Source organism: Candidatus Villigracilis proximus (assembly GCF_016717045.1).
GTDB classification, from domain to species: domain Bacteria; phylum Chloroflexota; class Anaerolineae; order Anaerolineales; family Villigracilaceae; genus Villigracilis; species Villigracilis proximus.
In genome coordinates this window covers 95,542-121,800 of the sequence record NZ_JADJUO010000036.1, presented here as the reverse complement: position 1 = coordinate 121,800, position 26,259 = coordinate 95,542, and the positions used below count along the sequence as shown (strand labels likewise).

The 26,259-nt window shown below is 48.7% G+C and carries 27 protein-coding genes and 1 pseudogene; 14 read left to right on the top strand and 14 right to left on the bottom strand.

All coding sequences use genetic code 11. The features are described from left to right. Nucleotides 1-21 precede the first annotated feature (21 nt). Both IPL71_RS26325 and mobA read left to right on the top strand, forming a co-directional pair. On the top strand, nt 22-126 hold the full coding sequence (locus tag IPL71_RS26325) for an NTP transferase domain-containing protein (RefSeq protein WP_514130855.1): 105 nt from the start codon (nt 22-24) through the stop codon (nt 124-126). Further along, nucleotides 119-619: a molybdenum cofactor guanylyltransferase gene (gene mobA, locus IPL71_RS24225; protein WP_345326118.1), complete on the top strand. Its 501-nt coding sequence runs from the start codon at nt 119-121 to the stop codon at nt 617-619. The genes IPL71_RS26325 and mobA overlap by 8 nt, the downstream gene beginning before the upstream one ends. Here the strand turns inward: mobA and IPL71_RS24220 are convergent. Further along, a complete protein-coding gene (locus IPL71_RS24220) occupies nt 606-1,028 on the bottom strand; it encodes a universal stress protein (RefSeq protein ID WP_345326116.1) in 423 nt (140 codons plus the stop codon). The two genes, mobA and IPL71_RS24220, sit on opposite strands and share 14 nt — an antisense overlap. Nucleotides 1,029-1,102: 74 nt before the next feature. Here IPL71_RS24220 and IPL71_RS24215 point away from each other — a divergent pair, with 74 nt between their 5' ends. The 7 genes from IPL71_RS24215 (at nt 1,103) to IPL71_RS24185 (ending at nt 11,311) form a co-directional block, all read left to right on the top strand. Next, complete coding sequence (locus IPL71_RS24215) at nt 1,103-2,344, top strand: cysteine desulfurase-like protein (RefSeq protein ID WP_345326114.1); 1,242 nt, start codon at nt 1,103-1,105, stop codon at nt 2,342-2,344. A 91-nt stretch (nt 2,345-2,435) separates the two neighbouring features. Continuing rightward, nucleotides 2,436-3,143: a glycosyltransferase family 4 protein gene (locus tag IPL71_RS24210; RefSeq protein ID WP_345326113.1), complete on the top strand. Its 708-nt coding sequence runs from the start codon at nt 2,436-2,438 to the stop codon at nt 3,141-3,143. Then, nucleotides 3,095-3,388, top strand: a complete 294-nt coding sequence (locus tag IPL71_RS24205; RefSeq protein WP_345326112.1) for a hypothetical protein — start codon at nt 3,095-3,097, stop codon at nt 3,386-3,388. Before IPL71_RS24210 ends, IPL71_RS24205 begins: the two co-directional genes overlap by 49 nt. Nucleotides 3,389-3,853: 465 nt before the next feature. After that, nucleotides 3,854-5,590 carry a glycosyltransferase family protein gene (locus IPL71_RS24200; RefSeq protein WP_345326110.1) on the top strand — a complete coding sequence of 579 codons (1,737 nt, stop codon included), beginning with the start codon at nt 3,854-3,856 and terminating at the stop codon, nt 5,588-5,590. Continuing rightward, nucleotides 5,565-6,182 carry a hypothetical protein gene (locus tag IPL71_RS24195; RefSeq protein ID WP_345326108.1) on the top strand — a complete coding sequence of 206 codons (618 nt, stop codon included), beginning with the start codon at nt 5,565-5,567 and terminating at the stop codon, nt 6,180-6,182. The genes IPL71_RS24200 and IPL71_RS24195 overlap by 26 nt, the downstream gene beginning before the upstream one ends. Nucleotides 6,183-6,427: 245 nt before the next feature. After that, entirely contained in the window at nt 6,428-7,876 is a 1,449-nt protein-coding gene (locus IPL71_RS24190) for a S8 family peptidase (RefSeq protein ID WP_345326107.1), read from the top strand. Between the two features lie 261 nt (nt 7,877-8,137). After that, on the top strand, nt 8,138-11,311 hold the full coding sequence (locus tag IPL71_RS24185) for an S-layer homology domain-containing protein (RefSeq protein ID WP_345326105.1): 3,174 nt from the start codon (nt 8,138-8,140) through the stop codon (nt 11,309-11,311). Between the two features lie 215 nt (nt 11,312-11,526). Here the strand turns inward: IPL71_RS24185 and IPL71_RS24180 are convergent, their stop codons facing one another. The 3 genes from IPL71_RS24180 to IPL71_RS24170 are packed head-to-tail and all read right to left on the bottom strand — an operon-like array spanning nt 11,527 to nt 13,232. Beyond that, nucleotides 11,527-12,273, bottom strand: a complete 747-nt coding sequence (locus tag IPL71_RS24180) for an S-layer homology domain-containing protein (protein WP_345326104.1) — start codon at nt 12,271-12,273, stop codon at nt 11,527-11,529. Continuing rightward, on the bottom strand, nt 12,224-12,919 hold the full coding sequence (locus IPL71_RS24175) for a glycoside hydrolase family 26 protein (RefSeq protein WP_345326102.1): 696 nt from the start codon (nt 12,917-12,919) through the stop codon (nt 12,224-12,226). Before IPL71_RS24175 ends, IPL71_RS24180 begins: the two co-directional genes overlap by 50 nt. Beyond that, complete coding sequence (locus IPL71_RS24170; protein WP_345326100.1) at nt 12,873-13,232, bottom strand: hypothetical protein; 360 nt, start codon at nt 13,230-13,232, stop codon at nt 12,873-12,875. The genes IPL71_RS24175 and IPL71_RS24170 overlap by 47 nt, the downstream gene beginning before the upstream one ends. Nucleotides 13,233-13,497: 265 nt before the next feature. On the opposite strand from IPL71_RS24170, the gene IPL71_RS24165 reads away from it, so the two are divergent. After that, nucleotides 13,498-14,670 carry a hypothetical protein gene (locus tag IPL71_RS24165; protein ID WP_345326098.1) on the top strand — a complete coding sequence of 391 codons (1,173 nt, stop codon included), beginning with the start codon at nt 13,498-13,500 and terminating at the stop codon, nt 14,668-14,670. Next, the gene (locus tag IPL71_RS24160) at nt 14,556-15,449 is read left to right on the top strand and encodes a serine/threonine-protein kinase (RefSeq protein ID WP_345326096.1); all 894 of its coding nucleotides are present in this window, start codon (nt 14,556-14,558) and stop codon (nt 15,447-15,449) included. Before IPL71_RS24165 ends, IPL71_RS24160 begins: the two co-directional genes overlap by 115 nt. Nucleotides 15,450-15,510: 61 nt before the next feature. On the opposite strand, the gene IPL71_RS24155 is transcribed toward IPL71_RS24160, so the two are convergent. From IPL71_RS24155 to IPL71_RS24115, 9 genes and pseudogenes are all read right to left on the bottom strand, one after another. Then, nucleotides 15,511-16,653: an ATP-grasp domain-containing protein gene (locus tag IPL71_RS24155; protein ID WP_345326094.1), complete on the bottom strand. Its 1,143-nt coding sequence runs from the start codon at nt 16,651-16,653 to the stop codon at nt 15,511-15,513. Between the two features lie 5 nt (nt 16,654-16,658). Beyond that, nucleotides 16,659-17,654: a 3-oxoacyl-[acyl-carrier-protein] synthase III C-terminal domain-containing protein gene (locus IPL71_RS24150; RefSeq protein WP_345326092.1), complete on the bottom strand. Its 996-nt coding sequence runs from the start codon at nt 17,652-17,654 to the stop codon at nt 16,659-16,661. Nucleotides 17,655-17,772: 118 nt separating this feature from the next. Further along, entirely contained in the window at nt 17,773-18,363 is a 591-nt protein-coding gene (locus tag IPL71_RS24145) for a hypothetical protein (protein ID WP_345326090.1), read from the bottom strand. Nucleotides 18,364-18,370: 7 nt separating this feature from the next. Continuing rightward, nucleotides 18,371-18,907 carry a hypothetical protein gene (locus tag IPL71_RS24140; RefSeq protein ID WP_345326088.1) on the bottom strand — a complete coding sequence of 179 codons (537 nt, stop codon included), beginning with the start codon at nt 18,905-18,907 and terminating at the stop codon, nt 18,371-18,373. Nucleotides 18,908-19,042: 135 nt separating this feature from the next. Further along, nucleotides 19,043-19,882 carry an MBL fold metallo-hydrolase gene (locus IPL71_RS24135; RefSeq protein ID WP_345326087.1) on the bottom strand — a complete coding sequence of 280 codons (840 nt, stop codon included), beginning with the start codon at nt 19,880-19,882 and terminating at the stop codon, nt 19,043-19,045. A gap of 137 nt (nt 19,883-20,019) precedes the next feature. Further along, nucleotides 20,020-20,928 carry an NAD-dependent epimerase/dehydratase family protein gene (locus tag IPL71_RS24130; protein WP_345326086.1) on the bottom strand — a complete coding sequence of 303 codons (909 nt, stop codon included), beginning with the start codon at nt 20,926-20,928 and terminating at the stop codon, nt 20,020-20,022. Further along, nucleotides 20,925-21,833 (bottom strand): AMP-binding protein, encoded by a 909-nt coding sequence (locus tag IPL71_RS24125; protein WP_345326338.1) that lies wholly within the window; start codon nt 21,831-21,833, stop codon nt 20,925-20,927. Before IPL71_RS24125 ends, IPL71_RS24130 begins: the two co-directional genes overlap by 4 nt. Before the next feature lie 32 nt (nt 21,834-21,865). Then, nucleotides 21,866-22,510, bottom strand: a pseudogene (locus IPL71_RS24120) (AMP-binding protein); the annotation flags it as partial. A gap of 201 nt (nt 22,511-22,711) precedes the next feature. Beyond that, nucleotides 22,712-22,981: a GNAT family N-acetyltransferase gene (locus IPL71_RS24115; RefSeq protein WP_345326084.1), complete on the bottom strand. Its 270-nt coding sequence runs from the start codon at nt 22,979-22,981 to the stop codon at nt 22,712-22,714. 187 nt (nt 22,982-23,168) lie between these two features. On the opposite strand from IPL71_RS24115, the gene kamA reads away from it, so the two are divergent. The 3 genes from kamA (at nt 23,169) to IPL71_RS24100 (ending at nt 25,894) form a co-directional block, all read left to right on the top strand. Next, nucleotides 23,169-24,500, top strand: a complete 1,332-nt coding sequence (gene kamA / locus IPL71_RS24110; RefSeq protein ID WP_345326082.1) for a lysine 2,3-aminomutase — start codon at nt 23,169-23,171, stop codon at nt 24,498-24,500. An 89-nt stretch (nt 24,501-24,589) separates the two neighbouring features. Beyond that, nucleotides 24,590-25,237 carry an NBR1-Ig-like domain-containing protein gene (locus IPL71_RS24105; RefSeq protein ID WP_345326081.1) on the top strand — a complete coding sequence of 216 codons (648 nt, stop codon included), beginning with the start codon at nt 24,590-24,592 and terminating at the stop codon, nt 25,235-25,237. Nucleotides 25,238-25,255: 18 nt separating this feature from the next. Further along, nucleotides 25,256-25,894, top strand: a complete 639-nt coding sequence (locus IPL71_RS24100; protein WP_345326079.1) for an NBR1-Ig-like domain-containing protein — start codon at nt 25,256-25,258, stop codon at nt 25,892-25,894. 41 nt (nt 25,895-25,935) lie between these two features. On the opposite strand, the gene IPL71_RS24095 is transcribed toward IPL71_RS24100, so the two are convergent. Further along, the gene (locus IPL71_RS24095) at nt 25,936-26,235 is read right to left on the bottom strand and encodes a hypothetical protein (RefSeq protein ID WP_345326077.1); all 300 of its coding nucleotides are present in this window, start codon (nt 26,233-26,235) and stop codon (nt 25,936-25,938) included. Between the last annotated feature and the right edge of the window lie 24 nt (nt 26,236-26,259).

Genomic DNA, 26,259 nt, shown 5'->3' with positions numbered 1-26,259 from the left:
CTCCAGACTTATAATATACCCATGTTAACCATAGTCATTCAAGCAGGCGGCATGTCATCACGAATGGGCGAAGACAAAGCTCTGAAACCATTTCTCGGACGTCCCTCTCATTCAGCGGGTGATTGATCGAGTCGCGCCAATTGCGGATGAGATCATCGTGACGACGAATCGTCCCGCAGAATATGAATTTCTCAACCTGCGCATCATCCCCGACCTCAAGCCTGGGCGCGGCGCCTTGGGCGGACTCTACACCGCGATCGCATCTGCCACTTCTCCGCTGGTGGCCGTGGTGGCTTGCGATATGCCTTTCGTTGGCGCAATGTTTATCGAAGGCGCGCGCAGGCTGCTCGTTAAGGAAGATGCGGATGTCGTCGTCGCAAAAACAGAGGAAGGCTATGAACCTTTCCATGCCTTGTATCGCCGTGAGACATGTCTTCCTATAATTGAATCAGCCATTGATGCAGATCAATGGAAGGTCATCGCGTGGTTTCCGCAAGTCAAAGTGCGGACACTCACGCCGGATGAAGTGAAATTATTTGATCCTTCAGGATTATGTTTTTGGAATCTCAACACGCCTGAAGAATTTGTCGAAGCTGAGAAACGCGTTACCGAACAATAAGCACGGGGCAGGGCGCGTGCGCGACAACTTTTTGACTGGTGCTGCCAAGTAACAGGCCGGCCAGTGTGCCCAGTCCGCGTGAACCCATGACGATCACATTGCTTTTGCGTGTATTGGCAACATCAATAATGGCTTCAGCGGCTGGGCCTTCGAGCAACTCGGTGTGAATTTCACAGGAAACATCGCCCACTGCATCAACGGCTTTCTGCATGATCATTTTTGCTTCTTCCATGCGCGCGTCGATTGCATATTGCATGTTGGGCTCGCCGAGATAGGGCGGAATGAAATCGTAGGCAACCACAATACGAAGTTCGTTTGCTTTCATGGTGCGCACCAGATCGGCGGCAGTGCGGGCGGCGTGCAGGGCGTGTTCTGAACCATCTACGGCCAATAGGACTTTTTCAAACATGAGTTCTCCTTTTACGTGGGGTACAATCCTAGTATACAATCTCTCTGTCTGAATTTCATTAAAGGAGTCTTTACATGTCTCTCGATCTTGACTTGATCCGTAAACAATTCCCTGCGCTTGATCGCCCCGCTGTTTTTTTTGATAATCCGGGCGGGACTCAAATTGCAAAACCTTCCATTGACCGCATTAATAAATATTTGATCGAGAACAACGCCAATCACGAAGGCATGTTTGAGACCAGCCGCAAGTCAGATGAGACTTTGCACGAAGCGCATGTTGCCATGGCTGATTTTCTAAATGCTGCGCGGCCCGAAGAAATTATTTTTGGAAATAATATGACCACGCTCTCCCTGTATTTTTCGCGCACATTGGCGCGTAACTTAAATGCAGGTGATGAGATCGTTGTCACACGGCTGGATCATGATGCGAATATTTCTCCGTGGTTATTAGTAGCTGAGGATAAAGGCTGTAAGATCACGTGGATCGATATAGATGTAGAAGATGGTACGCTCAAGGTGGACGAGTTTGCCAAAGCCATGGAACGCAAACCAAAGATCGTGGCGTTTGGATATGCCTCTAATGCATTAGGGACGATCAACCCGGTGCGTCAGTTGACGAAACTGGCTAAGGATGCGGATGCGTTGGTCTATATTGACGCTGTGCAATACGCGCCGCATGGTCCGATTGATGTTCAGGATCTGGGCTGCGATTTTCTAGTATGTTCTTCATACAAATTCTTTGGTCCGCATGCGGGCGCGTTGTATGGGAAGTTTGATCTGCTGAATGAGTTGAAGCCATATAAAGTGCGCCCTGCGACGAATGAACTGCCGGGTAAATTTGAGACCGGCACACAAAACCATGAAGGCATCGCGGGGGTCTTGGGTGCGCTGGAATATTTCGAGTGGATCGGGAATCAGTTCGGACAGGATCAGGCTCAGGCGTGGAAAGATGCGGGATTCTCTGGCCGCAGATTAATTTTCAAGCAGGCCATGTCCGCTTTGAAGGCGTATGAGTTCGAGTTGTCGCGTGCTTTGATCGAGACCATTCAGGATGTGCCGGGCACGCGTATTTATGGCCTGACCGATATGAAGCGTTTGGACGAGCGCGTTTCCACAGTGTCGTTTACGCTGGAAGGCAAACATCCAAATGATGTTGCCAAACAATTGGGTGATGCCGGCTTTTATGTTTGGGATGGTCATTATTATGCGTTGGCTGTTCTGGAGCGATTGGGCTTGCTCGATCAAGGCGGCATGATTCGTGTGGGGGCGGCGCATTACAACACGCTGGATGAGATTTCCCGTTTTGGCGAAGGTTAAAGAAAAATTGCAGGATAAATTTTCAGCAAGATTTTAAGATAAGGTAACTAATGTTTTTCAACTTATAAGTACGATCTTATTGGCTGTTTTTTTGTCTGTCATCGCCGCGCCAATAAGTATTTCTCTTGCCTGGCGCTTTAAATTAATCGACAGGCCCGGAAGTGAGGCACATAAAATTCATTCCCAACCCATGCCAAGGGCTGGCGGGTTTATTATTTTTTTTGTGATCATTGCAGGGAGCGCATTAAGCGGCATCATTACCTCGAACCTGATCGTTCCTGTGATTTCGGCATCCGTCATTATTTTGGCATTTGGCATCTGGGATGACATTAACGGAATCATCGCACCCTGGAAAATGCTCGGGCAATTGCTGGCGGCTTTGTTGTTGATCTGGCAGGGGGTGATGGTGCATTTCACCGGCGTTTATGCGTTTGATATATTGATCACCATATTTTGGGTGGTTGGCATTACCAATGCCTATAATTTGGTGGACAGCATGGACGGCCTCGCAGCCGGGCTGGGTGTGATCACGTCGCTGTTTTTGATGATCGGCACATTTCAGGCGGGGCAGGAGTCACTGGCGATATTTGGCGCGATCCTTTTGGGATGCAGTATCGGCGTTTTCTATTTTAACTTTCACTGTCGCGTTTATTTTTGGGCGACTCAGGCGCTCAACTGCTTGGTTTTACGCTCGCATCTCTGGCACTGGCGTACACTCCGCCGGATCTTCCGCAAGCCTCATCCTGGTTTGTGCCGATCCTGCTTTTCAGCATTCCCATCTTTGATACCACGCTGGTGACTGTCTCACGGCTGCGAAGGAATCTGCCCATCTATAAAGCGAGTCGCGACCATACCTATCATCGCCTGGTTGAATTGGGCATATCGCCGCTGAAGTCAGTATTTATCATGCATTTGGCAGCAGTTGTGGTTGATTTATTTGCGTTTCTGGCTTTATTTTTACCGCCGCTATGGGCGAATGTGATCTTTGGCTCGGTCTTTTTGACCGGGTTGTATGCAATTTTTTGGTTTGATTTTAGAAAGTAGATTTTGTGATCTGTAATGTTTGTGCAAAATTTATCATGATGAACAGAGATAAACAGAGATTTGAAAAATAGATAAAATATCTTTGTGAAAAATGGTTTTACGCAGTCTTATTCATTTATAAACCGGCACATTTCACAGCTTTGGCATTTTTCTTGCTCAAGTTTGGTTATGGTAAACTTTAAATCTAATGTTTCAGTGGAAAAAAGTTCACCTTATTTTTGCAGTCTATTGTTTGTTGATTTCGGCGGGCGCTTTTGTTGCAGCCTTGTATCTTTTTTTGATTCCCGCTGAGTTCGCTCAAAGATGGATGCTAATAGGCGGCATGGTATTCGCGGGGATCTTTACATTAGGATTATCCATTAAAGCATATCAAAATCATGCCTGGGCAGAACAGGTGTGGTTTTTTCTTTTAAGAACGAAAGGCTTTCCAAAATAATTAGATATGGCTCGTTTGCCGGGTTTATCATGGGCGGTTTCATTTCTTTGATGCCCGCCTATCGCCTTGGAAATTTGCAGGGCTACTTGATTCGTCTTTCCCCGTGGATTGTTTGGTTTGTGTTCGTCTGCTTGTTGACTTATCTAATCGCGCGGATGGAAAGACATGGCCTGCATTGGCAGCCGCTGATAAATAGTTTACGCGCTCAAAAGAATTTATGGGGCATCGCTTTCGTTTCGATGATCGTCTTTGCATTGATTTGGATTTTGGCCGCACAAACTGGTCTCGGGATCCGCGTCTATGACGATTATTGGTATGGCGCAGGCGTGCCGATTTTGGGGTTGCAGGTTGTGCTGGCTTTTTCAATTGGAACGGCCTTGTTTTTCCTTGAAAGATCATCGTTCAATCTTCGTCTTCCGGCACGGATGGATTTTGTGGTGTTCGCCCTGATCTGGGGCGTTGCTGCATTCCTCTGGGCGCGTGAGCCGCTGCCCTCCAGTTATTTCGCTACGGGGCCTGATCTGCCCGCCGGTGAGTTTTATCCTTTTTCAGATGCGGCAACCTTTGATCTGGGAAGTCAATTTGCGCTGATCGGTCAGGGGATGAATAACGGCTTGTTTTTTGACCGTGTGCTGTATATGTTTTTCCTGTTGTTTCTACATGTCGTTGCCGGACAAAATTATCTTCAAGTGGTTGCGTTGCAGGCAGCGATCTTTGCGGTTTTTCCGGCCATTTTATATTTGCTGGGGAAGGCGCTTCACAGCCGTTCGTTTGGAGTGATTCTCGCTGTGCTTGCGACTCTGCGCGGCATCAATGGCATTGCAGCAAGCGAGATGATCGATCTTGCCAATCAGAAGCAAATGCTGACGGATTTTCCCGTGGTGATCTTCGCGGCCTGGTTTGCGTTGATGGCCGTGAAATGGTTACAGTCTCCCAACAAGAATTATCTTTATGCGCTTTGGGCGGGCGGCGCAGTGGGGCTGGCTGTTATGCTGCGTACTCACGCGCTTTTTCTGCTGGTGTTCGCGATCCTTTTGGCGGTAATCGTTTACTGGAATCAAAAATTGCGCGGCGTGTTGATCTCTGTTCTGCTGATTGCTGTTATGTTTGTTGTCACCCTTCCGTGGGGACTGTATAGCGGCGAATCTATTTTTGACGTGTACATGGTTCGGATTCGAAATGTGATCGAACAACGCTATGATCTTTTCCCGCAGAACACGCCAACTCCTGAGCCGCAAAGCAATCAGCTTGATTCGTTTCGCACGGTCATTCAGGAGAATGTGGCTGCAAAAGTTGATTTGATTTTGAGCATCCGCGATGTTTCACTGCGTACGGCAATCGGGAGTGTTGATCAGGAGCCGCCCGTGTATGTGATTATTGCTTCTCATTTTTTGCATAATTTAATTATGTCAGCGCTTATCATGCCAACCTCACCTGTCTTTCATGATCTGCGAAACACATTAAAGGAAGTCACCCCATTCTGGATTCTTTATTGGGATGGAAGTATGGGATTCAGGCGCCGGGATTTTTCTGTCGATCAATTTATTATTGATCGCGCTCGGCATCGGATTAAGCTGGAAACTGCATCGGCTCGCGGGACTGGTTCCGCTGGGAATGTTTCTTTTCTACAATATGGCGAATGCGCTGGCACAAACCTCGGGCGGACGTTATGTTGTCCCGGTCGATTGGGTGGTCTTTTTATATTTTGCGCTTGGTTTGTTTCAGGTTATTTTATGGGGCATGTCCTTATTCGGATACGGCGCTGATGCCGCGTTGGAGAAAACTGAACAGCACACCCCGTGGACATGGCAGCCGCTCAAGCGGGCTCCTTTTATCATGCTGGTCTTTCTGATGATCGGCGCTTCGATGCCTTTGTCTGAGAAGTTATTTCCGAAACAGTACCCTGTCCGCTCGCAGGCTGAGTTGTTTACGTTGATGGAGCAGGAAGGGTATTTACAGCAAGCCGGTTTCGACCGCGCAACAGTGGATGCGCTTTCTGCGCAATGGCCTGCTTTTAGAATTACGGCTGGCCGCGCTCTTTATCCGCGGTATTATGCTGAGGGAAAAGGCGAGCCGAAAGATAGATACCCTTACGGGGTATTGGAATTTCCACGTATTGCTTTTACCATGATCGGACCGGATGGTTTGAATTTTGTGCTGCTGCCCAAGGATGAAGTATCTTATTTTCCAAATGCTTCTGATGTGATCGTGATCGGCTGTCAGGAAAATATTTATATGGATGCGCTGGTGGTCGTGGTGATCGAAGAAGATCAGGTGGTTTATATCCGTCAACCGGCTTCTCCGCTGCAATGTCCTTTGCAGCAGCCAGTGTGTGATAATAACCATGTTTGCCGATAAGTGAAATTTTAAAAATGAAAATCCGTGTTTATCAATATAAAATTTTATTGTTATTTGTGATTGTATTTGAGTTTCGCGCAGACGGGAATCGGCAGCGCGCAGATCGAAACGCCAACTCCAGAGCCTGTTTTCACGGCGACAGGTACTGAATCTTTGTTGACCGCGCTTACGGGGGAATCTTTCACAGAGACGGCGATCCCTTTCGTAACAGAAACAAACACACCCGTTGTGGTGAATCGAGCCCGGTGGTGGAGAATACTGAAGAGTCGTCTGCTGCAGTTGTGCAGATTCTGATCCAGATTCAGGCATCCGCTGTTGTTTCTGAATCTGAGGTGCGGGAAAAACTGAAAGATCAGGGAAATGTGATTCAGTTGGCTGCGCTGGAAAAATTAGGCGTGGTGATGCTTGAGGTTCCACTGGATCAGTTGGAAGAAAAGATGCGTGAAGTGCAGGCCATTGCCGGTGTGGGCAATGTGGAGTTGAATGATTCAGTTCAAGCGTTGGATACGATTCCCAATGATCCGAATTGGGGCTCCCAGTATGCATTGACTGCCATCCGCGCGCCGCAAGGTTGGGATCTTTCCACTGGGTCGAGTGCGGTGACGATTGCAATTGTGGATAGCGGTGTGGACCTGGGGCATATTGACCTGGCTGGGAAGATCGTGGGTGGATATGATTTTGTGAATAATGACAATGTGCCGCAGGATGATTACGGACACGGCACACATGTGGCCGGGATCGCTGCGGCATCGGGGAATAACGGCGCGGGCATGGCGGGTGTTTCATGGGGCGCGCGGATCATGCCCGTAAAAGTTTTAGGCGCAACGGGTACGGGTAGTTTTTCAACAGTGGCATTGGGTATTGTTTGGGCTGTAGATCATGGCGCACAGATCATTAATTTAAGTCTGGGTACGCCATCATCTTCATTTACGCTTCAAGATGCGGTTGAGTATGCCTATGACAGGGGCGTGCTAGTGATTGCTGCCAGCGGAAATAGCGGTTCCACTCCGGTGTATTGTCCGGCTTGTTACCCGCAGGTGATGGCTGTGGGGGCAACAGATGTAAACAATCAAATCGCTTCGTTTTCAACATACGGAAATGAAGTGGATATTGCCGCGCCCGGTCAAAGTATCTTCAGCCTTGCGCCCGGCGGATATGCGGTTAAGAACGGTACTTCAATGGCGGCGCCGCATGTCAGCGGTTTGGCTGCGATCCTTTATTCTTATTCCGGCAGCGCCGCCACGGTTTGGAATGCCATGCAAGCCACCGCTTTCGATGTTGGTCCTGCCGGGTGGGATCAATATTCAGGCGCAGGATTGATCCAGATGGATGCCGCGATTCGTTTTGTGATTCCGCCTACGCCCCTGCCTGTTATTCCTGATTCTTCTTCAAATGGAAATGGCGGGACGGGCAACCCGAACGGGATCTTAATTTCCCTGCCGAGTTTTACTCCACTGCCAACTTCCTCGCTTCTTCCTGCCCTGTCTCCTGCCGCCACAACCCCAACATTAACTCCGCTGATTGTTTCTCCAACCTCCACGTCCACGGCTGTCCCTGTAAATTCTCCGCCTCCCACCTCGTCTGGATTTTTAAAGAGACTGGTTGTGTTTCAGTCCGCGCCTTTTTGCTGGGGAATATTTTTGCTGCTGCTCGGGCTATTGTTGATCTGGCTGATGAAACGCGGACAGCGCTGATCCCAGATCTTCAAATTCGTGTTTCTTCGTGACCTTCGTGGATAAAAATTTAATACCCATAAAACCTGATAATGCGCAGACAGCGGGTCATTCCTCCTTGCAAAAGTGGAATGAACTTAATCCAATGTAGGGCTTCACTTTCATTACAAGGTATGGTATTTATTAATTAACGTCGTAAACGATTCGGAATTCCCTCGAATGTACGGCTGATCTCAGGTCTTTTATTGATGAGCGTTCCAAAAGAACAAAGGAGTTTTTCACATGAAACATATCTCATTTAGAATGAAAGTGGAGGTGTGGCTCTCGGCAGCAGCCATGCTCGCCACGGCTGCCAGTCCGTTTAGCAACACGCTTCGGGCGGCAGGTAATGATGTCATACCTTTCCAGCCGCTTACGCCTGATTCCTGGTCTGATCCCATTGTGGTTACCCAGACTTCAGGAAATACCTACACCAGCGAAACACTGGAAGTTGGCAACAGCGTTTTTATTGATGTTGCCATTGCAAATAATAACAGCACACCCATCGCTGAAACATTTAATGTGTGTTTATTCTTTGACGGTGTGCAGGTTGACGTGGATGGCACGGGGGTCGATAATTGTTGGGTTGTTAATGGTCTGTCGGCTAATGAAAAACATATCGTATATGAAGACTTTGAGATGACATACGCCGCAGTACCGGCGGGCGAAGGCTCTCATGTACTTGAAATACAAATAGACGATGCCGGCGTTATTGGCGAAAATCCCACCAACAAAGCGAACAATAACTGGTCAGGTAATTTCACCTGGGAGGAAACATCCCCATCAGGCTTGGCCGGCGCAGTAATGGATGACGCTTTTGAAGTATCTCCAGGCGATATGCCCGCGGATACAAATGGCACGTCCAATCTGCCTGATAAACGTGACACCAGCGCGTACATGATCGGCACAGTGGCTGTTAGTGTTATTTTGCCTGAGAGCGGTGACAACGGAACTGAGAACTGGACCCAGCCCGAGAAAGATAAAGTGAAAGCAGAGATCGAAGCAGGTCTCGGCTCCTGGGAAACCTGGTACAGCACCTACAATGGCGGTGACCCCGGCTTGAACTTTGTGATCGCAGACCCTGTATATGCGGCAGTCACCAATGAACCGATTGCCATGGCCCAAGGAATTGATGATCAGGAAATTTGGATCAATGAAGCGCTTTGGTCTTTGGGCCACGAGTTTGGGGAGGAGATTTCCGATTTTACCTATTGGGAACGTATTTACGCACACGATAATAACATCCGCACTGCAAATGGCACGGACTGGGCATTTACCATTTTCGTAGTGGATAGCAGCACTGACGCCGACGGCAGGTTTAATAGCGTCCCACCAGTGGAAGACACAGGCCTTTTTGCTTACTCCTATTTGAATGGACCTTTCCTGGTTATGACCTACGATAACGCTGACTGGGGCATTTCTCAGATGGATGAAGTACTTGCTCATCAAGTGGCGCATATCTTTGGCGCCGAAGACAAGTATGCCGCCGGATGCGTTGGAACGAGCGCTGAGTTTGGGTATTTGGCAATTCCCAATAGTACTTGTGGCGCATCTACTCCAGTAGAATCTCTGCTCTTTACCGGCGAAGGCGCGCCCGATGCTGTTACTCGCAACCAAGTCGGCTGGCATGATACAGATGGCGACCATATCTTTGACCCGGCCGATACCCCCCGCCCGGTGATCATAGACTTTGTAGATGAAACTCCACTGACGCTTGGTACAAATCATATTTTTAGCGGTTCTGCCTACGCGGCCCCCTGGCCGCATCTTACAAGACCGATCACAATCCGAAAATTGAGCGCAATTCAATATCGTGTTGATGGGGGGGCATGGCAAAACGCTACAATTACAACGGGATCATTGGATGATAGTGACAGTGAAAATTTTGATTTCGCCACCCTTCCCGGACTTGGCGGCGGTTCACATACAGTGGATGTGCGCGCCGCGAATAGCAGTACTGACCCGGTCTACAGATACTCGGAAGTGGGTGTTGAGGGTGTTTCCAGAATTATAATGACCTTCTCTAATAATAATTTTGATTCAGCAACGATCATTCCGAACCTGCCTTATTTAATCACTGTAATTGATACTTCCGTTGGTTATGATGCTATAGATCCCCAGGACAAAGACCTGCGTAATTGTGGTGGAGATCCCACTTTTGATCGAATAGCTGGAGATCACTCTGCCTGGTTTAGCTATACCCCTACTGTAAATGAAAGTGTTACGCTGGACACCATAGGTAGTGTTTTTGATACCATGATCGGCGCTTATCTTTATGAAGGGTTTGGCGAAATCAGTCAAATTGGTTGCGACGATGATAGCGCTATAAATTTGAACTCTCGTCTAACGGTTCCTCTTTCCGCGGGTCAGACGTACTATTTTGTAGTTTCTTCGTTCAACGGCACACCTCCCAGCGATCTTGAGGCTGCCATTTCTGGCAAACAAAATACAGGCACACGGTCTGGAGATAATGATCCGGGCGGTCCGCTTACATTTCGTGTTACATCCAATGGTGAGATTGTAGATCCGCCGACTGTTTTATCAAGTGTGCGGGTTCATCCAAACCCAACCACTCTGGATGTTGTGGATTTTACCGTTACCTTCTCTGAGCCAGTGACAAATGTGGATATATATGATTTCAGTCTGACGACCAATGGCAGTGGGGTCGCGGCGGCAGGCGTAATTGAGGTTAGCCCTGCTTCAGGACCCAGCTCGGTTTACATTGTGAGTGTATCCACTGGAACGGGGAATGGCACTATTCGTTTGAACGTTGCCAATAATGGCACGATCTTGAACGCTTCATCCTTTCCATTGGGTTCAAGTTTCACGGACGGGCAGTCCTATAGAATCAAAAGAACGCCGATTTTCGATGATGTTCCATTTGTATATTGGGCGAACGATTATATTGAGCGCCTGTACTATGCAGGTGTCACCGGCGGTTGTTCGGCTGTGCCGCTGAACTATTGTCCCGACAGCACTGTGACCCGCGCACAGATGGCGATTTTCCTTTTGAAGGCCGTTCATGGCTCAAGTTATTCTCCCCCAGCGGCTGGAGCCAGCACCGGTTTTACTGATGTTCCTGTAGGCTACTGGGCAGACAAATGGATCAAACAATTGGCGGCTGAAGGAATTACCGGCGGATGCGGTGCTGGTATCTATTGCCCAGATAACACTGTGACCCGCGCACAGATGGCGATTTTCCTTCTGAAGGCCAAGCATGGTTCCTCTTATGTCCCGCCAAACGCTACAGGTGTCTTTTCGGATGTTCCTGTAGGGTACTGGGCTGATAAGTGGATTGAACAGCTTGCGGTTGAAGGTGTCACCTCTGGCTGCGGTCCTGACATTTACTGCCCGGATGCAGAAGTAACCCGCGCACAGATGGCAGTCTTTCTCGTGAGGGCATTTAGCCTTCCGTAGCAAAATTATGCTCTGTAAAACAGAGCATGGATGATAAATAAAAACAGGCTGTCGTATAACGACAGCCTGTTTTTATTTATTTGACAGGGCACATACTACGAACAATTCTGGTTCAACCAATCTCAGACCATGGTCTGCCATCGATAGTCAAAAGAGCGTAAACTTTTTGTACTGCCACTCGTTTGAAAAACCGTGGAGAACGTGTCGTAGACAGGTTAAGGCAGATTAAAGGTCTTTACCAGGAATACGGCCATTTGAGCGCGCGAGACCGCGCTGTCAGGACAGTAATTCCCATTTCCACAGCCGCCCGTGATGCCCTCAACGGCCAATTGCTCGATCCATGCGGCAGCCCAATATGAAGTGGCCACATCTGCAAAATCGCCAGTGGCAGCCGGGGGGGTATATCCTGATCCGTGTTTTGCCTTCAATAGGAAAATCGCCATTTGGGCACGGGTAACCACGTTATCAGGGCAGTAATTGCCGCCGCCACATCCGCCTGTGATTCCGTCAGCGGCTAATTTTTCGATCCATTTGGCAGCCCAGTAACTGTTAGGTACATCACCAAATACATTGCCTACTGCATTGGGCGGTGTATAGGCTGATCCATTCTTTCCTTTTTCAAGGAACACGGCCATTTGCGCACGAGTGACTTCGGCATCAGGGCAGTATTGCAGGGGGGATGCGATACAGCCGCCGGTAACACCCGCATTGTACAAGCTGATTACATAATCGTAATACCAGATATTTGCTTCGCCCGAGAAAGGATGAGACGACTGCATATCAGCAAAAACATTGGAGGAACCGGATGCAAAAGCGATGGTTTCCCATTTGCTATTGTTGAGCGCCCATTTGCCGAAGCGCGTATCGCTCATGATGTTCAGGAAACCGCTATCGCCGGTGTTTGTACCGCTGTTATAAATGCGATAATCTGCTGTTGGGGCAGGGTCCGCTCCCGAATTCACCAGACTTGACTTTGTTGAAATAGATGATGCCTCGTACTGCGGGGTAGTCTGCCAGTTTGCTAAAGGTATCGCTAACCCACGCACTTTTCGTTTGATTGGGGTCGGCGTCATCAGCATCAGCTACATTTACAGTTCCGATCTGCGAAATGAAGATCGGCTTGGAAGGAGCCATGGCGCGCATACGATCTAGATACGGCTTGTATCCTTCTTCAAAAGTATCCCAACTTTCATAAAGCGGGTCTGTATTACATCCGCCAAAGTTATAAGCGCTGAAAGAGACCACATCTACATAGTTATCGCCCGGATAGTAATTTTCAAATTGCTTGGACGGATAGGCGTATTCATTCCAGCCGTTTGGAGCGAACACCCAGCGCACTGCGCTGTCCGGTACGCCGGCAGCTTCAAAAATGGTGCGTATCTTAATGAAGGCTTGAATAAATGTAGGTCCGTCTGAACCATAGACAACCCATGATCCGCCGTTCACTTCTGGCATGGGAGCAAGATAAGCCCACTTATCCGAACCTGCCCAGTTTTTGAAGTACCCTGCCCAGGCGGTTAACTTGGCATCGCACAATCCATTAGCAATATCAGCGGCTGTATCACAATTTGAATCGTAATAAGCGCCCTCCCAGGACTCGCTGGGCATTAGATTTACAAACGGTACAAAGCCTGCATTCCAGGACCGCGTTTAATTCATTTGGTACATTTGCAGCAGGATTAAAATGTAGGCCTATGAAGTCGCCAGCAAAGGTGACTCCACTGGCGCCATTGCCGGTCAGCCAATTATTCATGGCGGTTATTTCGCTTACCGTACTTTGCAGGTCCCCGCTTGCATACGCACCAAATAGAATGGGTAGGGCGGGCGTCCCGCTGGCTTGCGCACTGCCTGCTGGAAGCATACTGATAACAAGCAGTAAAACTATGAATAAAGCGTTTGAAAGCAAATTAATTTTTTTCATCTTTCTCCTATTTTATAAAATAAGGGTTGGCATGGGGATTATCGCTAAATACTAGCTGAATAATCATATTAAATTATACTTGTTTCATTCCCCGTTTGGGATGGGAATAATTATTGCAGACAGGCCGGGCAACTTATTCCTTGATCTTGCGTAAGCTATTGTGTTACACCTGTGTTTAGATGACTTACCAAAACTGATAGTTACCCTGAAATGGGAATTTCCGTGATTTTTTTTGTTATGATTGCGAAAAGCGATAACCCACCCTATGTCAACCAGCCCGATCACAAACGAAACTTCACTTAAAAATAAACCCGGCTTACGCTGGGCATTGATCGGCGCCTGGGGAGCGGTTGTTGTTTATACGGCGATGGTTTTGGGGACAGTCCTCTCGCCTCAGTTTGCAAGTTTTCAAAATTCAAATATGGCCCAGATCATTCTGGGGCTTCCCACTCTCTTTCAATTTATCGTTGACTATGGAGTCGACCTGCTCTTGATGTTCGGGTTTTCGGTGATCGGTGGAATGCTCATTGTGCATCGCTCCGATGACTGGTTTGCGATATTCACCTCCCTTTTCCTGATCACATTTGGCGTGCGTGTCACCAATCTGGCAAATACAATTGCCTTGATCCCGGGCTATGAAACATCCGGCGGACTGATCCTGGCGATGGGTGATATTGGGATGGTCCTGTTCTCAATGCTTTTTCCAGACGGGAAGTTTGTTCCCCGCTGGCTGAAATTGACAGCTCCCTTATTGATCATCACCATGCTTGGAATTTATATCTTCCCCAACTCGCCCTTTTTCTGGAACACGATGGGAAAGAGCAATTATCTTCTGGTGACAACGACCTGGTATATGATCGGGATCCTGACTTCAGTCTATCGCTACATCCGTCATGCGACACTGGCGCAGAAGCAGCAGATCCGCTGGGCGTTTATCGGCACAATGGGACCCTTCTCCTGGTTCCTGATCTTCCAGGTGTTGCTTGGCTTTATCCCGACCATGGATGCCACAACGATCCTGGCAACAAGTATTCAGATCGTAGCGCGCCTGGCGAGCATTTTTCTTTTCCTGATGCTGCCGCTTTTTATTACCATTTCGATCGCGCGCACCAAATTATTTGACATTGACCTGATCATCAACCGGTCACTTGTGTACGGAATTCTCACCATCGGGCTGGGACTTACCTTCGCGTTGGTGCTTGGTTTGATCTCGGTGATCTTCAGAAATATTAATCAGGGCGACCAGTCTTTTATGATCGCCACTGTTTTCGCGGTTTCAGCAGGTGCGCTCTTTCAACCTGCACGTAAAAACTTCAACGTTTTGTGGACCGTTTCTTTTATCACATTCAAATTGACTATCAAAAAACTCCCGCCGAGATTCGCGCGGAATCTGAGACCATTGTCACAGGCACAACGCTTGCATCCTATCATGGCCTGAATTTGATCGGACGCGGCGGCATGGCAGAGGTCTATAGCGCCACGAATCCAAAACGCAAAGCGGTTGCTATAAAAGTTCTACGCGCCACACTTGCCAGCGATGAGCAATTTCGCAAGCGGTTTATGCGCGAGGCTCAGATCGTTTCTGGGCTTGAACATCCCAACATTGTGCGCGTGATGGATTTTGGAGATGAGAATGGCGCATACTATATTGTTATGGAATTACTCTCCGGTCCCGATCTAAATAATCTACTCAAGCAGGAAAAACAGATTACCCTGCCAAAGACAATAAATCTATTGCGCGGAGTTGCCGATGCGCTTGATTACGCCCATCAGCAGGGACTTGTTCACCGCGACATCAAGCCATCCAATGTAATGCTGGATTCTTCGACGATTCCCTCTCGCTCAGTGTTGACCGATTTTGGCATTGCCAAGATTTCCGATGCACACACCCGCATCACAAACACAGGCATGTTGGGAACTTTCGATTACATCGCTCCTGAACAAATTCAGGCATCTGCTGAAGTGGATGGGCGCGCCGATGTCTACGCACTGGGCGTGATGACCTATCAACTCGTGACCGGCTCGCTGCCGTTTGAACGTCCCAACACCGGAGCACTTCTGCTCGCACATTTGAACGCGCCCGCGCCGGATGCGCGTGAGCATATCCACGGGCTTCCCCGCCATGCAGCATTCGCCATTCAACGTGCCATGGCAAAAGATCCGGACGACCGTTTTGCCACTGCCGGAGAATTTATAAAAACATTGGAAAGTGTGTAACGAAAACAAAAACCGCAGAAAATTTTCTGCGGTTTTTGTTTTCGTTAAGTGAAAAAATATTTTATTCTTCCCCATTCCATTCAATATCAAATGTCACTGCCTCAAGCGGACTGATCTCTTTGTCACGCGCAATTTTCATATAGGCAAGCAGGCTTCTAAATTGCAGCAGCAACGGCAATGGATCTCTAAAATTCAGGATCACATCACTACTGGTGAAAAAGGTTTTTACCCACTGTTTAATATTTTTATTTTTATAAGCCTCCGGCAGACCGTAGATCAACATGGCAGAGGAAAGCATGTAAGAACCGTTGTCTGCCGGAGTGATGCATTCCATTTGAGGGTTAAGAAACGCCTCTACAAATTGCGGATGAGAAGCCAGTAAATGCACGCCGCTTGTGGCACGCGGATTACATTCCAGGGCATAAATTTGGCCGTCATCTGTTTGAATAAAGTCAAACGCGATCTGACCCGTGAAACGATTTCTCGCCACAAAGTTTTTTACCCATTTAAAAATAGCGGGGTTATCCACATGTTGATAAGCAATTGTTGCGCCGCGCCCGGCAGTAAAAACAGAAGGGTACGCCGTGTGTGCGGTAATACGCCCGTTATGGCAAATACTATAAGTACAGATCTCTGTCCCCTTAATATAATGCTGGGCCACCCACGGCGAGCGCGAATGAAGCGTCAGCGTGGATGATGCCTGTTTAAGCGAGGGCAGGATCAAGGTCCGCGCAGCGAAGCGGGAATACGTCGGCTTAAGAACAAGTTCCTTCCAATGCGCGTACGCGTGATACAGCGTATCCATATTGGTCACCAGCATCGTCTCAGGCACAGACAATCCATGCTCAACCGCATTCAACACAAACTTCCATTTATTGTGAAGGCCATCCAACTTTTTGATCGGCTCGGCAAATACCGTGCAGGGAAGTTCTTCGCGCCGCATGGCGATATGGAAAATTTCCTCGCAGGTGGGAATCAGCAGATCGACCTTATTCTCTTCGATGATATTTTTCAACGCGACAAAAAACGCATCAGGACTCAACCGTGGAGCTGGCACCACAAAATTGGCCTTGATCGCATTTGACGGCTGACTCAAATGTCCGCGCAAAGACTCGGCCATAAAGACAGTGTGCCCGGCGCGGTGAAAAGCACGGGCAAGTTCAAGGGTGGCAAGAGCACGTCCGCCTGTGAGAAGGATATTCATTCGTACTAGTAGGTTATCACCATTCCGCCAATTGACAACCCCGCACCGGTACCAGCGATCAATACTTTTTGACCGCGTTGAATGTTCCCATCGCGCACCGCCTGATACAACGTGGACGGGATCGAAGCCGCCACGCAGTTACCAAGTGTTTCAAGTGTGCTCATGATTTTTTCGTGCGGCCAGCCAAACCGTTCAAGCATCATTAATCCCACCTTGCTCGCCTGATGCGGCACAACCACATCAATATCCACCAGACTCTTCGATAAGCCGGGATACAACTCTTCAAGAAAATCACCTGCAAATTCACGCACCATGCGCAGCACAGCCGGGCCGTCCATATGAAATAGATCATCTTCAGGGTTGTGATTCGCAAAGCGCGGATGCCGCGCCGATCCGCCGCCCATGATGGCGGTTAGATACGCGCCTTCACCATAGGTTCTCAAATGCGCATTGTGGATCATGGATTTGTCACCCGGCTCAGGCCGTGTGACGATCACCGCCGCTGCCGCATCACCTACCAGAGTAGCCGACTCTGGTTCCTTTGGATTAATTCCGCACGAAGCCACATCTGCGCTGGCGATCAAAATGTTTTTGTATCTGCCGTTCTGCAAAAAATTTGCGGCCACATCCATACCTGAAATAAAACTCAAGCAGGTATTATGCACAGTCATCGCCGGAATGCCCGACTTCCCCAACCCCAACTGACGTTGAATCAACGACCCGGTATCAGGAATGGCCTGCTCGCCCGTGCCTGATGTATTAATGATCAGATCAAGCTGATCGGGCTTGAGCTTCGCCTCATCCAACGCTTCACGCGCCGCTTCAGCAGACATGAATGAAGAAGTTTCATCTGTAACCCACCTGCGCTCGCGCACGCCATTACGGCGTTCCACCCAGCCAGCCGAGAGACCACACAACGCTTCAACCTCCGCATTGGATACAACACGCTTCGGTAAATATCTTCCATGTCCAATAATTTTGAGGGGCAGATCAACTTGCATTCAATATCTCCTGTTTTCTTTAATAAACAAATTTTATTTTCAACTTCACCAAAAATCCGTTATCCGTTCTTAAATCCGTGTATCAATCCGTTTATCCGTTTCGCGAAGCAATCCGTTGCTAAAAATCCATCTTCTGAAAATACGGAATCGCATACTTCGAGATCGCCTTGATCAACTTCCACGGTCGTTGGCGCCAGACGGGCAGATGTTTCGTAAACACAGCATTATATTCAGTTACAGATTTTCCCCCGCGCACCTTTTTAAATTCCCCCACCCCGCCGCTCGCGTGGACAAGCAATCCGCGCCACAGCCCTTCCTGCAACGTGATCAACGTCAGTAAACGATATAAGCCCTCTTCCTGCGGCAGACTTGTATCGTAACCAAACAGCGGCTGGGTCATCGCGCCATTGCGGATGAAGAATCCCATCACCGCATTGATCTGTCCATTGCGGCGCAGCGCCCGCAAATGCAATACCTCACTATCGCGCGCCAGTTTCATAAACTCAAAAGTGAACTGCGGATTGTAGTAGGAATACTTTTCAAGATACAGCATGTTATACAAATGCAGCGAGCGCGCCAATTCGTCATCTGACAGATCTTTGCCGTCCACGATCTCGTAACCATGTTTGCGAAGCACGCGCATATCTTCCTTGTATTGCCGTGTGCGGCTGGCTTCCTCTGCATCCATATACCAAACTTGACGACTCAAGACCATGTCATAGTTTTTCTTTCAGGATGTCTGCAATATGCGGATTCTTTTTCTCATCGACAGACCTGAACACGATCACCCGCTCTGGAAACCACCCGGGCAACGCTTCGCTCAACGCCGATAACTGCTCGCTGTTTACTGACGGATACAGATTCGTCGAAAGCAGGTAGTTGTTGACATACGCCACCTTATCCAGATCGGCGTTGCGGAAATAGCTTGCAATTGGTCCCATTAATAATTTGATCAACGCCTCCACCGGTGGATTGTGAAGATGCTTTACTTCTTCATACCCACCATAGGAAACGTAGTGACTATAAGGCGAAACCGTGTAGGTGTTATCAAGATGAAAATCTGAAGTGGTGATGGGGATAATGACATCGTCCACTTTGGCGATCATCAATTGTGTATTGTAAATATTTTTGATGTACTTTTGTGCGCCGTCTGTCATTGTGGGCAGCAGATAACGGCGTGCATATTCCCCATCCGCAGTGGACGGCCAGTTGATATCGTTGATATTTTCGCGAGTGAATAACTCTGGTTTCATATGGAAATCCCGAAGATAACATTGCGCTGAAAAATCATGGCACCCCTTCGGGGTTTTGTAGATTTTGCTTTATATCTAGAATCATTTCACTCCTTCGGAGTTGTTTCTGTGTAAGTGAGTTACTAAATTCTGAAACTATTTTACTTTGGGATTACGGAGTGCTTTGATCGTCTCATCACAATGCGAGGGGACAATGATCGTGTCGGGATGGGTTAGATAATGACTGTGTAAATTTCCCAGTGTTTCACGATAGGCCTCGGGATCGGGGAAAAGTAAATTGGCAATTTTATGCGGCGGACGATTCTCAACAATAGACTGTTTCAACCATGCCGCATCTGCCACAAAGAAGAACAACCTCCCACTCTCATCGCGGACGAAGAGTCCCATTTGGCCATGGGCGTGACCGGGCAATTCCACGCCAATAATAGATTCGTCGCCGAGTAGATCATATCCCTGCTTGAATGGTGCATATTCTTCAGATAAAAGAACCGGCTTGGACATATCCACTTCGTGCGAGCGGGAATCAAAATCTGTGGGGATGAGTCCGCGCAGGAAGGCGTGCTTCATGTCTTCGGAGGGCGGCAGGTTGCGGAGTCCGCTAAAGGCGTGGGGCATGTAAACGAAACGGGACCAGTTCAGGTCGGGGAGTGATGCGATATGATCGGCGTGAAAGTGAGAGATGAAGACGTGGGAAATATCCTGCGGGCGGAGTCCAAATTCCGCCAGTTGATTAATCACCAGATCCTCTTCTTTTAATGTGACGGGGGTCATCCAACGATAAAAACGTTTGGGAAATTTTTTGGTCTCATCGAAGAAGCGATAGGAATAGCCGGTGTCGAAGATCATCGGCCCGAAGCGCGGATGTTGCAGCAGCGCAAACATGGCCGGAAAATGGATCGTGCGCCAGCGTCCGCCGTGGATGGCGATGTGTTCGGGAGAAGTGCAATAGCCTGCGTTGAGAATATTTATTTTCATAAAAAGCCTTTGCCACGAAGAGTAGAAGTTTTTTTCTTTGTGCCCTTTGTGCCCTTCGTGGTTAATGATTTTCTTTCCACCAATGCATAAATCTATCAAAGCCTTCATCCATTGAGATTTTGGGTTGATAACCGAGTTCATTTTTTGCAGCAGAAATATCGAGCGTGGTGCTGTTGGAAACCATATTGACCGCCATGCGTGTCAACGGGTGGTTCGGGGTGGGTTGGGATGATCGTAAAAAGAGTTTCAAGTGTGGCGGCGAGAGCATACAAACGGACTTGATATTTTATTTTTGGCGCTGGATAACCAAGTTCTTTACAAATTTTTTCAAGCCACTCCCATAGCTTGATCGGCTCGCCATTGGTGATGTTGTATTTTTTGCCAAGTGTGTTGGCTGGAGATTCGGCGCACAATAACAAGGCGTCAACGACATTGTCTATGTAGGTGAGGTCGACGATGTTTTCTCCATCACCGATCATGGGAAGTCTACCCGAACGTAAACGCGGAATTAGTCGCGGAGAAATGACAGTGTCCATCGGCCCGAATATTCCGCGCGGACGAATGGTGATGGCGGCCAGTCCGTTTGCGGAGGCTTTATCCACTTCTTCTTCGGCGAGAATTTTTGTCGCTGAATAAGCACTGACCGGTTCGGGTAGTGAGTCTGTCTCTTTCACGTTGACACGCGATGTGTAATCAAAATAAATACTGGGTGTGGAAACATACACAAGCCGTTTTATTTTGTTGGCTTCGCAGGCTTGAACAACATTGCGCGTGCCGATCACATTGGCTTGATAAAATTTTTCAAAATTGCCCCACGGCGAAGGAAACGCGGCGCAATGAAAAACGATCTCCTGATCTTTGCAGGCTTCCATCAAAACAACTTTATCTTTCAAGTCAAATTGATGCGTGCGGATTCCTTCACGCTCAAGCTGGTCAAGGCGTGAAGCATTGCGTCCGCTGGCGGTGACATCCCAGCCCATGTTGTGCAGTCGGCGGGCGAGTGCGCCGCCTAGAAAACCGGTCGCGCCGGTGACGAGTGCTTTCATGATTGTGATAAAAGAAGAAAGAGGAAAGAGGAAAGAAGTACATGGCTGGCAAGTTTTGCAAGCTGCTCGCGCACGATCTTGGAATTGTGACGCACGTCTGTCGGGAATTGCTTCATGAATAAAAAGTCCTTGATCTTTGATGCCTGCGGATGTTTTTTTGCCAGTTCGATTAAATCGCCTTTGATTTTATCTTGAGTTTTAGATGGTGTCTGAAGACTAGACCACAAAGTCTCGACACTTGCACCGCGCTGCTGCTGGTGCAGTGCAGGTGAGCCACGAAGCCACAAAGTTTTTTTTCTTTGAGTCCTGGAGTCTTTGTGGCTTTGTGGTGAAGATTCCTTCCCGGAAAGTTTTACAGTTTCAACCCATAAAACTGGTTTGCCCTGCACACCAACCAGTGCGGTGCGATACACCAGCGGATGCGCGTTAAAAATTCCTTCGATCTGCTCGGTAAATAACACTCCATCCTCTATAATGACACGATGCGATTTACGCCCGCAATACCACAATCGTCCCTGCTCATCAAAATATCCCACATCGCCCATACGATGGATGATGTCTTCGCCGTCCTTGATCTTGGCGAGTTGCGTGGCTTCTTCTCTGGCGACGTAGGAACCGGTCACTGCTGCGCCCTTAACTGTTATTTCCCCAACGACATTCGGCGGCACTTCAAGTTGACTCTGCCACTGCGCAATGACCGAGTCTGTGATTTGGATCACACGCACTTGCGCACCGGTCACAGGTTTGCCGAGACAAATCCCCGCGCCGTTTGCGGTTTTCTCTTTCAACTCAAACAGTTCACGACTTTCTATTTTGGCAATTGGCAAAGCCTCTGTCGCGCCGTAGATGCCGAACAGATCGGTTTTGTCATTGAATAAATTTCTAAATTTTTCCTGTAATGGAATGGGAGCCGGCGCACCGGCTGTGATAATCCGCTTTAAACTATGGAGTCCAACAGCTTGCTGTTGGGAATCTTTTTAGAACTCCAAAACCTCTCCAGAATATCCAACACCACCGGCGACGCAAACATATTGGTGACATTAAACTTTTGAATGGCACGCATTACTTTTGCGGGGTCGGTCTTGCCGGGCACGGGGAAATTAATATCGGGGATGACAGAGGTTGCACCCAACAGGGCATCGATCAATGCATAAAGCGGAAAGGCTGGCAAATCAATTTCATCAGGCGTGATATTAAAGGTATCTGCGAGCATGTCCATTTGGGCGGCGAAATTGGCTTGAGTGTAGACAGCGCCTTTGGGCAGGCCGGTGCTTCCGCTGGTGTAGATGATGGCGGCGGGAGATTTGGGAATTAGGTGATTAGGAATTAGGGAATTAGGGATTAGGTCTTTGACCTTTGACGTTCGACTTTCGACGTTCTTAACCTTCTCAATCGTGACATTAAGTTTGATCGAATCCCTCCCCCAGCCAAATCCGATTCGTAAGGCGTGCGTGAGTGTGTTGCCGATGAAAATATCAGGTTGGGATTCTTTGAAGCATTCGCTTACTTTTTTGAGTCCGATGGCGGGGTCGACGAGGACGGGAACGATGCCCAGTTTGAGCAGGGCAAAGGTCAAGGCGAAGAAGTCTGCCGAGGGGAGTCATCAGGGCGGCGCGCATGCCTGGGACGGCGTGGCAGGCTAAAAGTCCAGAAGTGAAACGCTGGGTTGAATCCAATAATTGAGCATAAGTGACCATTGTCCACATGCCATTGACCGGATAAATGAACACGGCCTTATCGGGGTGGCGCGCTGCGTTGGCTTCGAGCCTTTCGATGAGTGTCGTCATTCGTTGGGGTGGCGCTGCATATATTTATCCACGAACCAGCACAAGGAATGCACTTTCAGGTTGTTCTCCCGCGCATACTTCAACCCCGCGCTGACCAGCAAACTGCCAATGCCCCGGCCTTCGAGCGCAGATGGAACGCCGGTATGTGTAAAGGTGATGGTATCTCCGATTAAGTGGTAATTCAATTCGGCCGTATATGAATCGAGATGTACTTCGAAGTTGTGATTTTCAGTATTGTGAATGACGGGAAGGCTGCTGGCTGGCATGGGATTATCCTTTTTCCTTCATTGTACTCTCGAAAAATCATGACATTGACCCGCGTTCCGTTTGCTTTTACAATGATAAAGATGTATCTGAAATTTGCAGGATTCTTTCGACCCGATCATGACCCTCCATTTGCGCGCTGATCCCGTGCCGTCAACCCTTTAACCCTATAATTTTTCGGAGGAAAAAATGCCCACACCCCTTATCTCAAAACGCGCGCCAATTTACGCCGATGTTCCAGATGAAAAGTGGAACGATTGGCGCTGGCAATTAAGTCACCGCTTGAATACTGTTGAAGATATCGAAAAAGTTTTAAATCTGACCGAGAGCGAACGCAAGGCTTTGCAAACACAAGGATTATTCCGCGTGGATGTAACCCCTTATTTTATTTCTTTGATCGACCCTGAAGATGCGAATGACCCCGTCCGCAAGCAGATCATCCCTGTTTCGGAGGAACTGAACGCTTTTACTTCGATGATGGAGGATTCCCTCGCGGAAGACCGCCACTCTCCCGTGCCGGGGCTTGTTCACCGGTATCCTGACAGAGTGCTCATGCTGGTAACGACTCAGTGCGCGTCGTACTGCCGCTATTGCACACGCTCGCGCATTGTCGGTGATCCCGGCCAAACTTTCAATCGCCAGGATTTCGAAGCGCAGATCGATTACCTTAAGCGCACACCTCAGGTGCGTGATGTGCTGCTCTCGGGCGGTGATCCGCTGGTTTTGGCACCCAAGATTTTGGAAGAACTGTTGACCCGCTTGCGCGAAATTCCGCACATTGAAATTGTACGTATCGGGTCGCGTGTGCCGGTCTTTATGCCGATGCGCATCACTCAGGAATTGTGTGATATGCTCGCCAAATTCCATCCGCTCTGGTTGAACATCCATGTTAACCACCCGAATGAGATATCTCTCGAACTGGCCGAGGCCACAGATCGTTTGAGCCGCGTTGGCATTCCTTTGGGCAACCAATCGGTGCTGTTGGCAGGCGTGAATGACTGTGTCCACATGCAGCGCGAACTGGTGCAAAAGCTGACCCGCATCCGCGTGCGCCCGTATTATCTGTATCAATGTGACCTCGTGGAAGGCTCCGGCCATTTCCGCACACCGGTTGCGAAAGGCATCGAGATCATCGAAGGCCTGCGCGGACATACCTCCGGGTATGCCGTCCCACAATTCATCGTGGATGCGCCCGGCGGTGGTGGTAAGATTCCAGTCATGCCCAATTACATGTTGAGCATGTCTGACCACAAGGTGATCGTGCGTAACTACGAAGGCTTTGTGACCACGTACGAAGAGCCAACCGAGTACAAGTCACATGATCCGAAGACCTGCAAGTTCTGTCAAAGCAAGCGTGTGGAACCCGGCCAAACCGGCCTGACCGGTCTGCTGGATGGCGAGCAGTTGTTCATCAAGCCCGAAGGTTTTGATGAATTGCACAACCGCGATGGAATTCAACATCGTTTAAGAGACGAAAACAAGTGGAAACCGCTCGGCATTGGGTCGGGCGAAACAGACTAAAAAGTTCAAACAGGTTTCGGAAGTCTGCTTTTATGTGCTTCAGTTGGGTGTCTCCTGCCAGACTTCCGAAAGCTACTCAAGGAGAAAAAATGAAAAAAGTATTTCAATTTGCAGGACTTATGTTAACGCTGGCATTATTTATTGGAGCGTGTTTACCTGCCACATCAGCGCAGCAGAACACTACGCAGGCTCAAAACACACAAAGCTTGCAGGACGCAGAGTCACAGATCGGTACTGCCGTTGCGCAAACCATTGAGGCTCAAAACCAGATCGGCACTTTCGTTGCGCTCACCACAGAAGCACAAGCCACTTCAACATTTACACCTACACCATTTACGATCCCCACACTGACCCCGTTCGTGATTCCCACCTCCACCACCCGTCCCAGTACTGGCGGCGGAGGCGGTTCGCCCGCCAAGTACGATTATGCGTGCGATATTATCAACCGCCGCCCGTATGACAATTCGGAGATCCTTCACGGTCAGGATTTTGATATTAAGTGGACGATCAAGAACACAGGCACAAAATCCTGGGAATCAGGTATAGACGTGAAATACTTCAGCGGCCCGCAGATGACCGCCGTGACATTGATCGAAATCCCCGTGGTCATGAAACCCAACGATACATATAGCATTGTGCTTGATGCAACAGCGCCGCAGGAAACAGGCTTTCAGGTCATGACCTGGGTTGTACAAGGCCAGCTTTGCTATCCTTATACAGCGCTCATGGTTCACTAAAAGAATTTGGGAGAATCCATGATCGCGCGGAATCACAAGATATTTGCACTATTGGTCGCAATCGTTATGATGCTTGCTTGCGCCCCTACGCTCGCGCCTGCCACTGCGTCAGTCCCCACCTTTGACCCCAATTCGGTTGGTACGGTTATCGCTCAAACAGCGGGAGCGGCATCCACACAAACTGCGCTCATGGCGCCTCCCACACTGACTCCGACTGTTCCCCCAACCTCCACCAGTGTGCCCACAGAAACACCAACCGCGACTTTTATATTCATTCTTCCCACCATGACCGTGCCGCCAACCTTTATTCAACCGGGCAGTTCTGGAGATGATTATGAATGTCAGATCATTTCGCAAAACCCGATTAATAACACGGTTATTCAACACACGTCTGTGTTTGATGCGCGCTGGATGGTGGTTAATGTTGGCAAGCTTTCATGGGATTCAAACAACGCTGATTATCGCTATACCAGCGGCACCAAAATGCATCGGACAGGCGCTTTCGATTTTGCGCAATCCATTCCGCCGGGTGGGATGTACGAATTTGTGGTTGCCATGCAGGCGCCTGATGAGCCCGGCACATACACAACAACCTGGAAGATCACCACAGGAAAAGCCAGATTTTGTTCGATGAGCATTACCATCGTTGTAAATTAAATAAAAAAATCCTCCGGGTTCAAACCGGAGGATTTTTTTATTTAAGAAGCAGGTGGAAGCGGTTCGTCGTTTGATATGATCGCGGCTTCGGGTTTCTTGCGGAGCATAAAGAAGCCCACAGCAACCGGAATGGCAATAAAGATCACGGATAAACACAAAAATACAAATCCCATGGCCGTTGCTGATGCAGGGTCACTACTTCCCCCCACATTAATATCCGCTCCTGGCACAAAGCTGACAAAGGTTGATATTGCGCCAAAGAAACACATAAACAAACCCGGACATCCGCATAAAACAACTGCGGCAATTGTAGCGATCAAACCTGTATTCTTATTATTCATTATTCTCTCCTCGTAATAAAATTT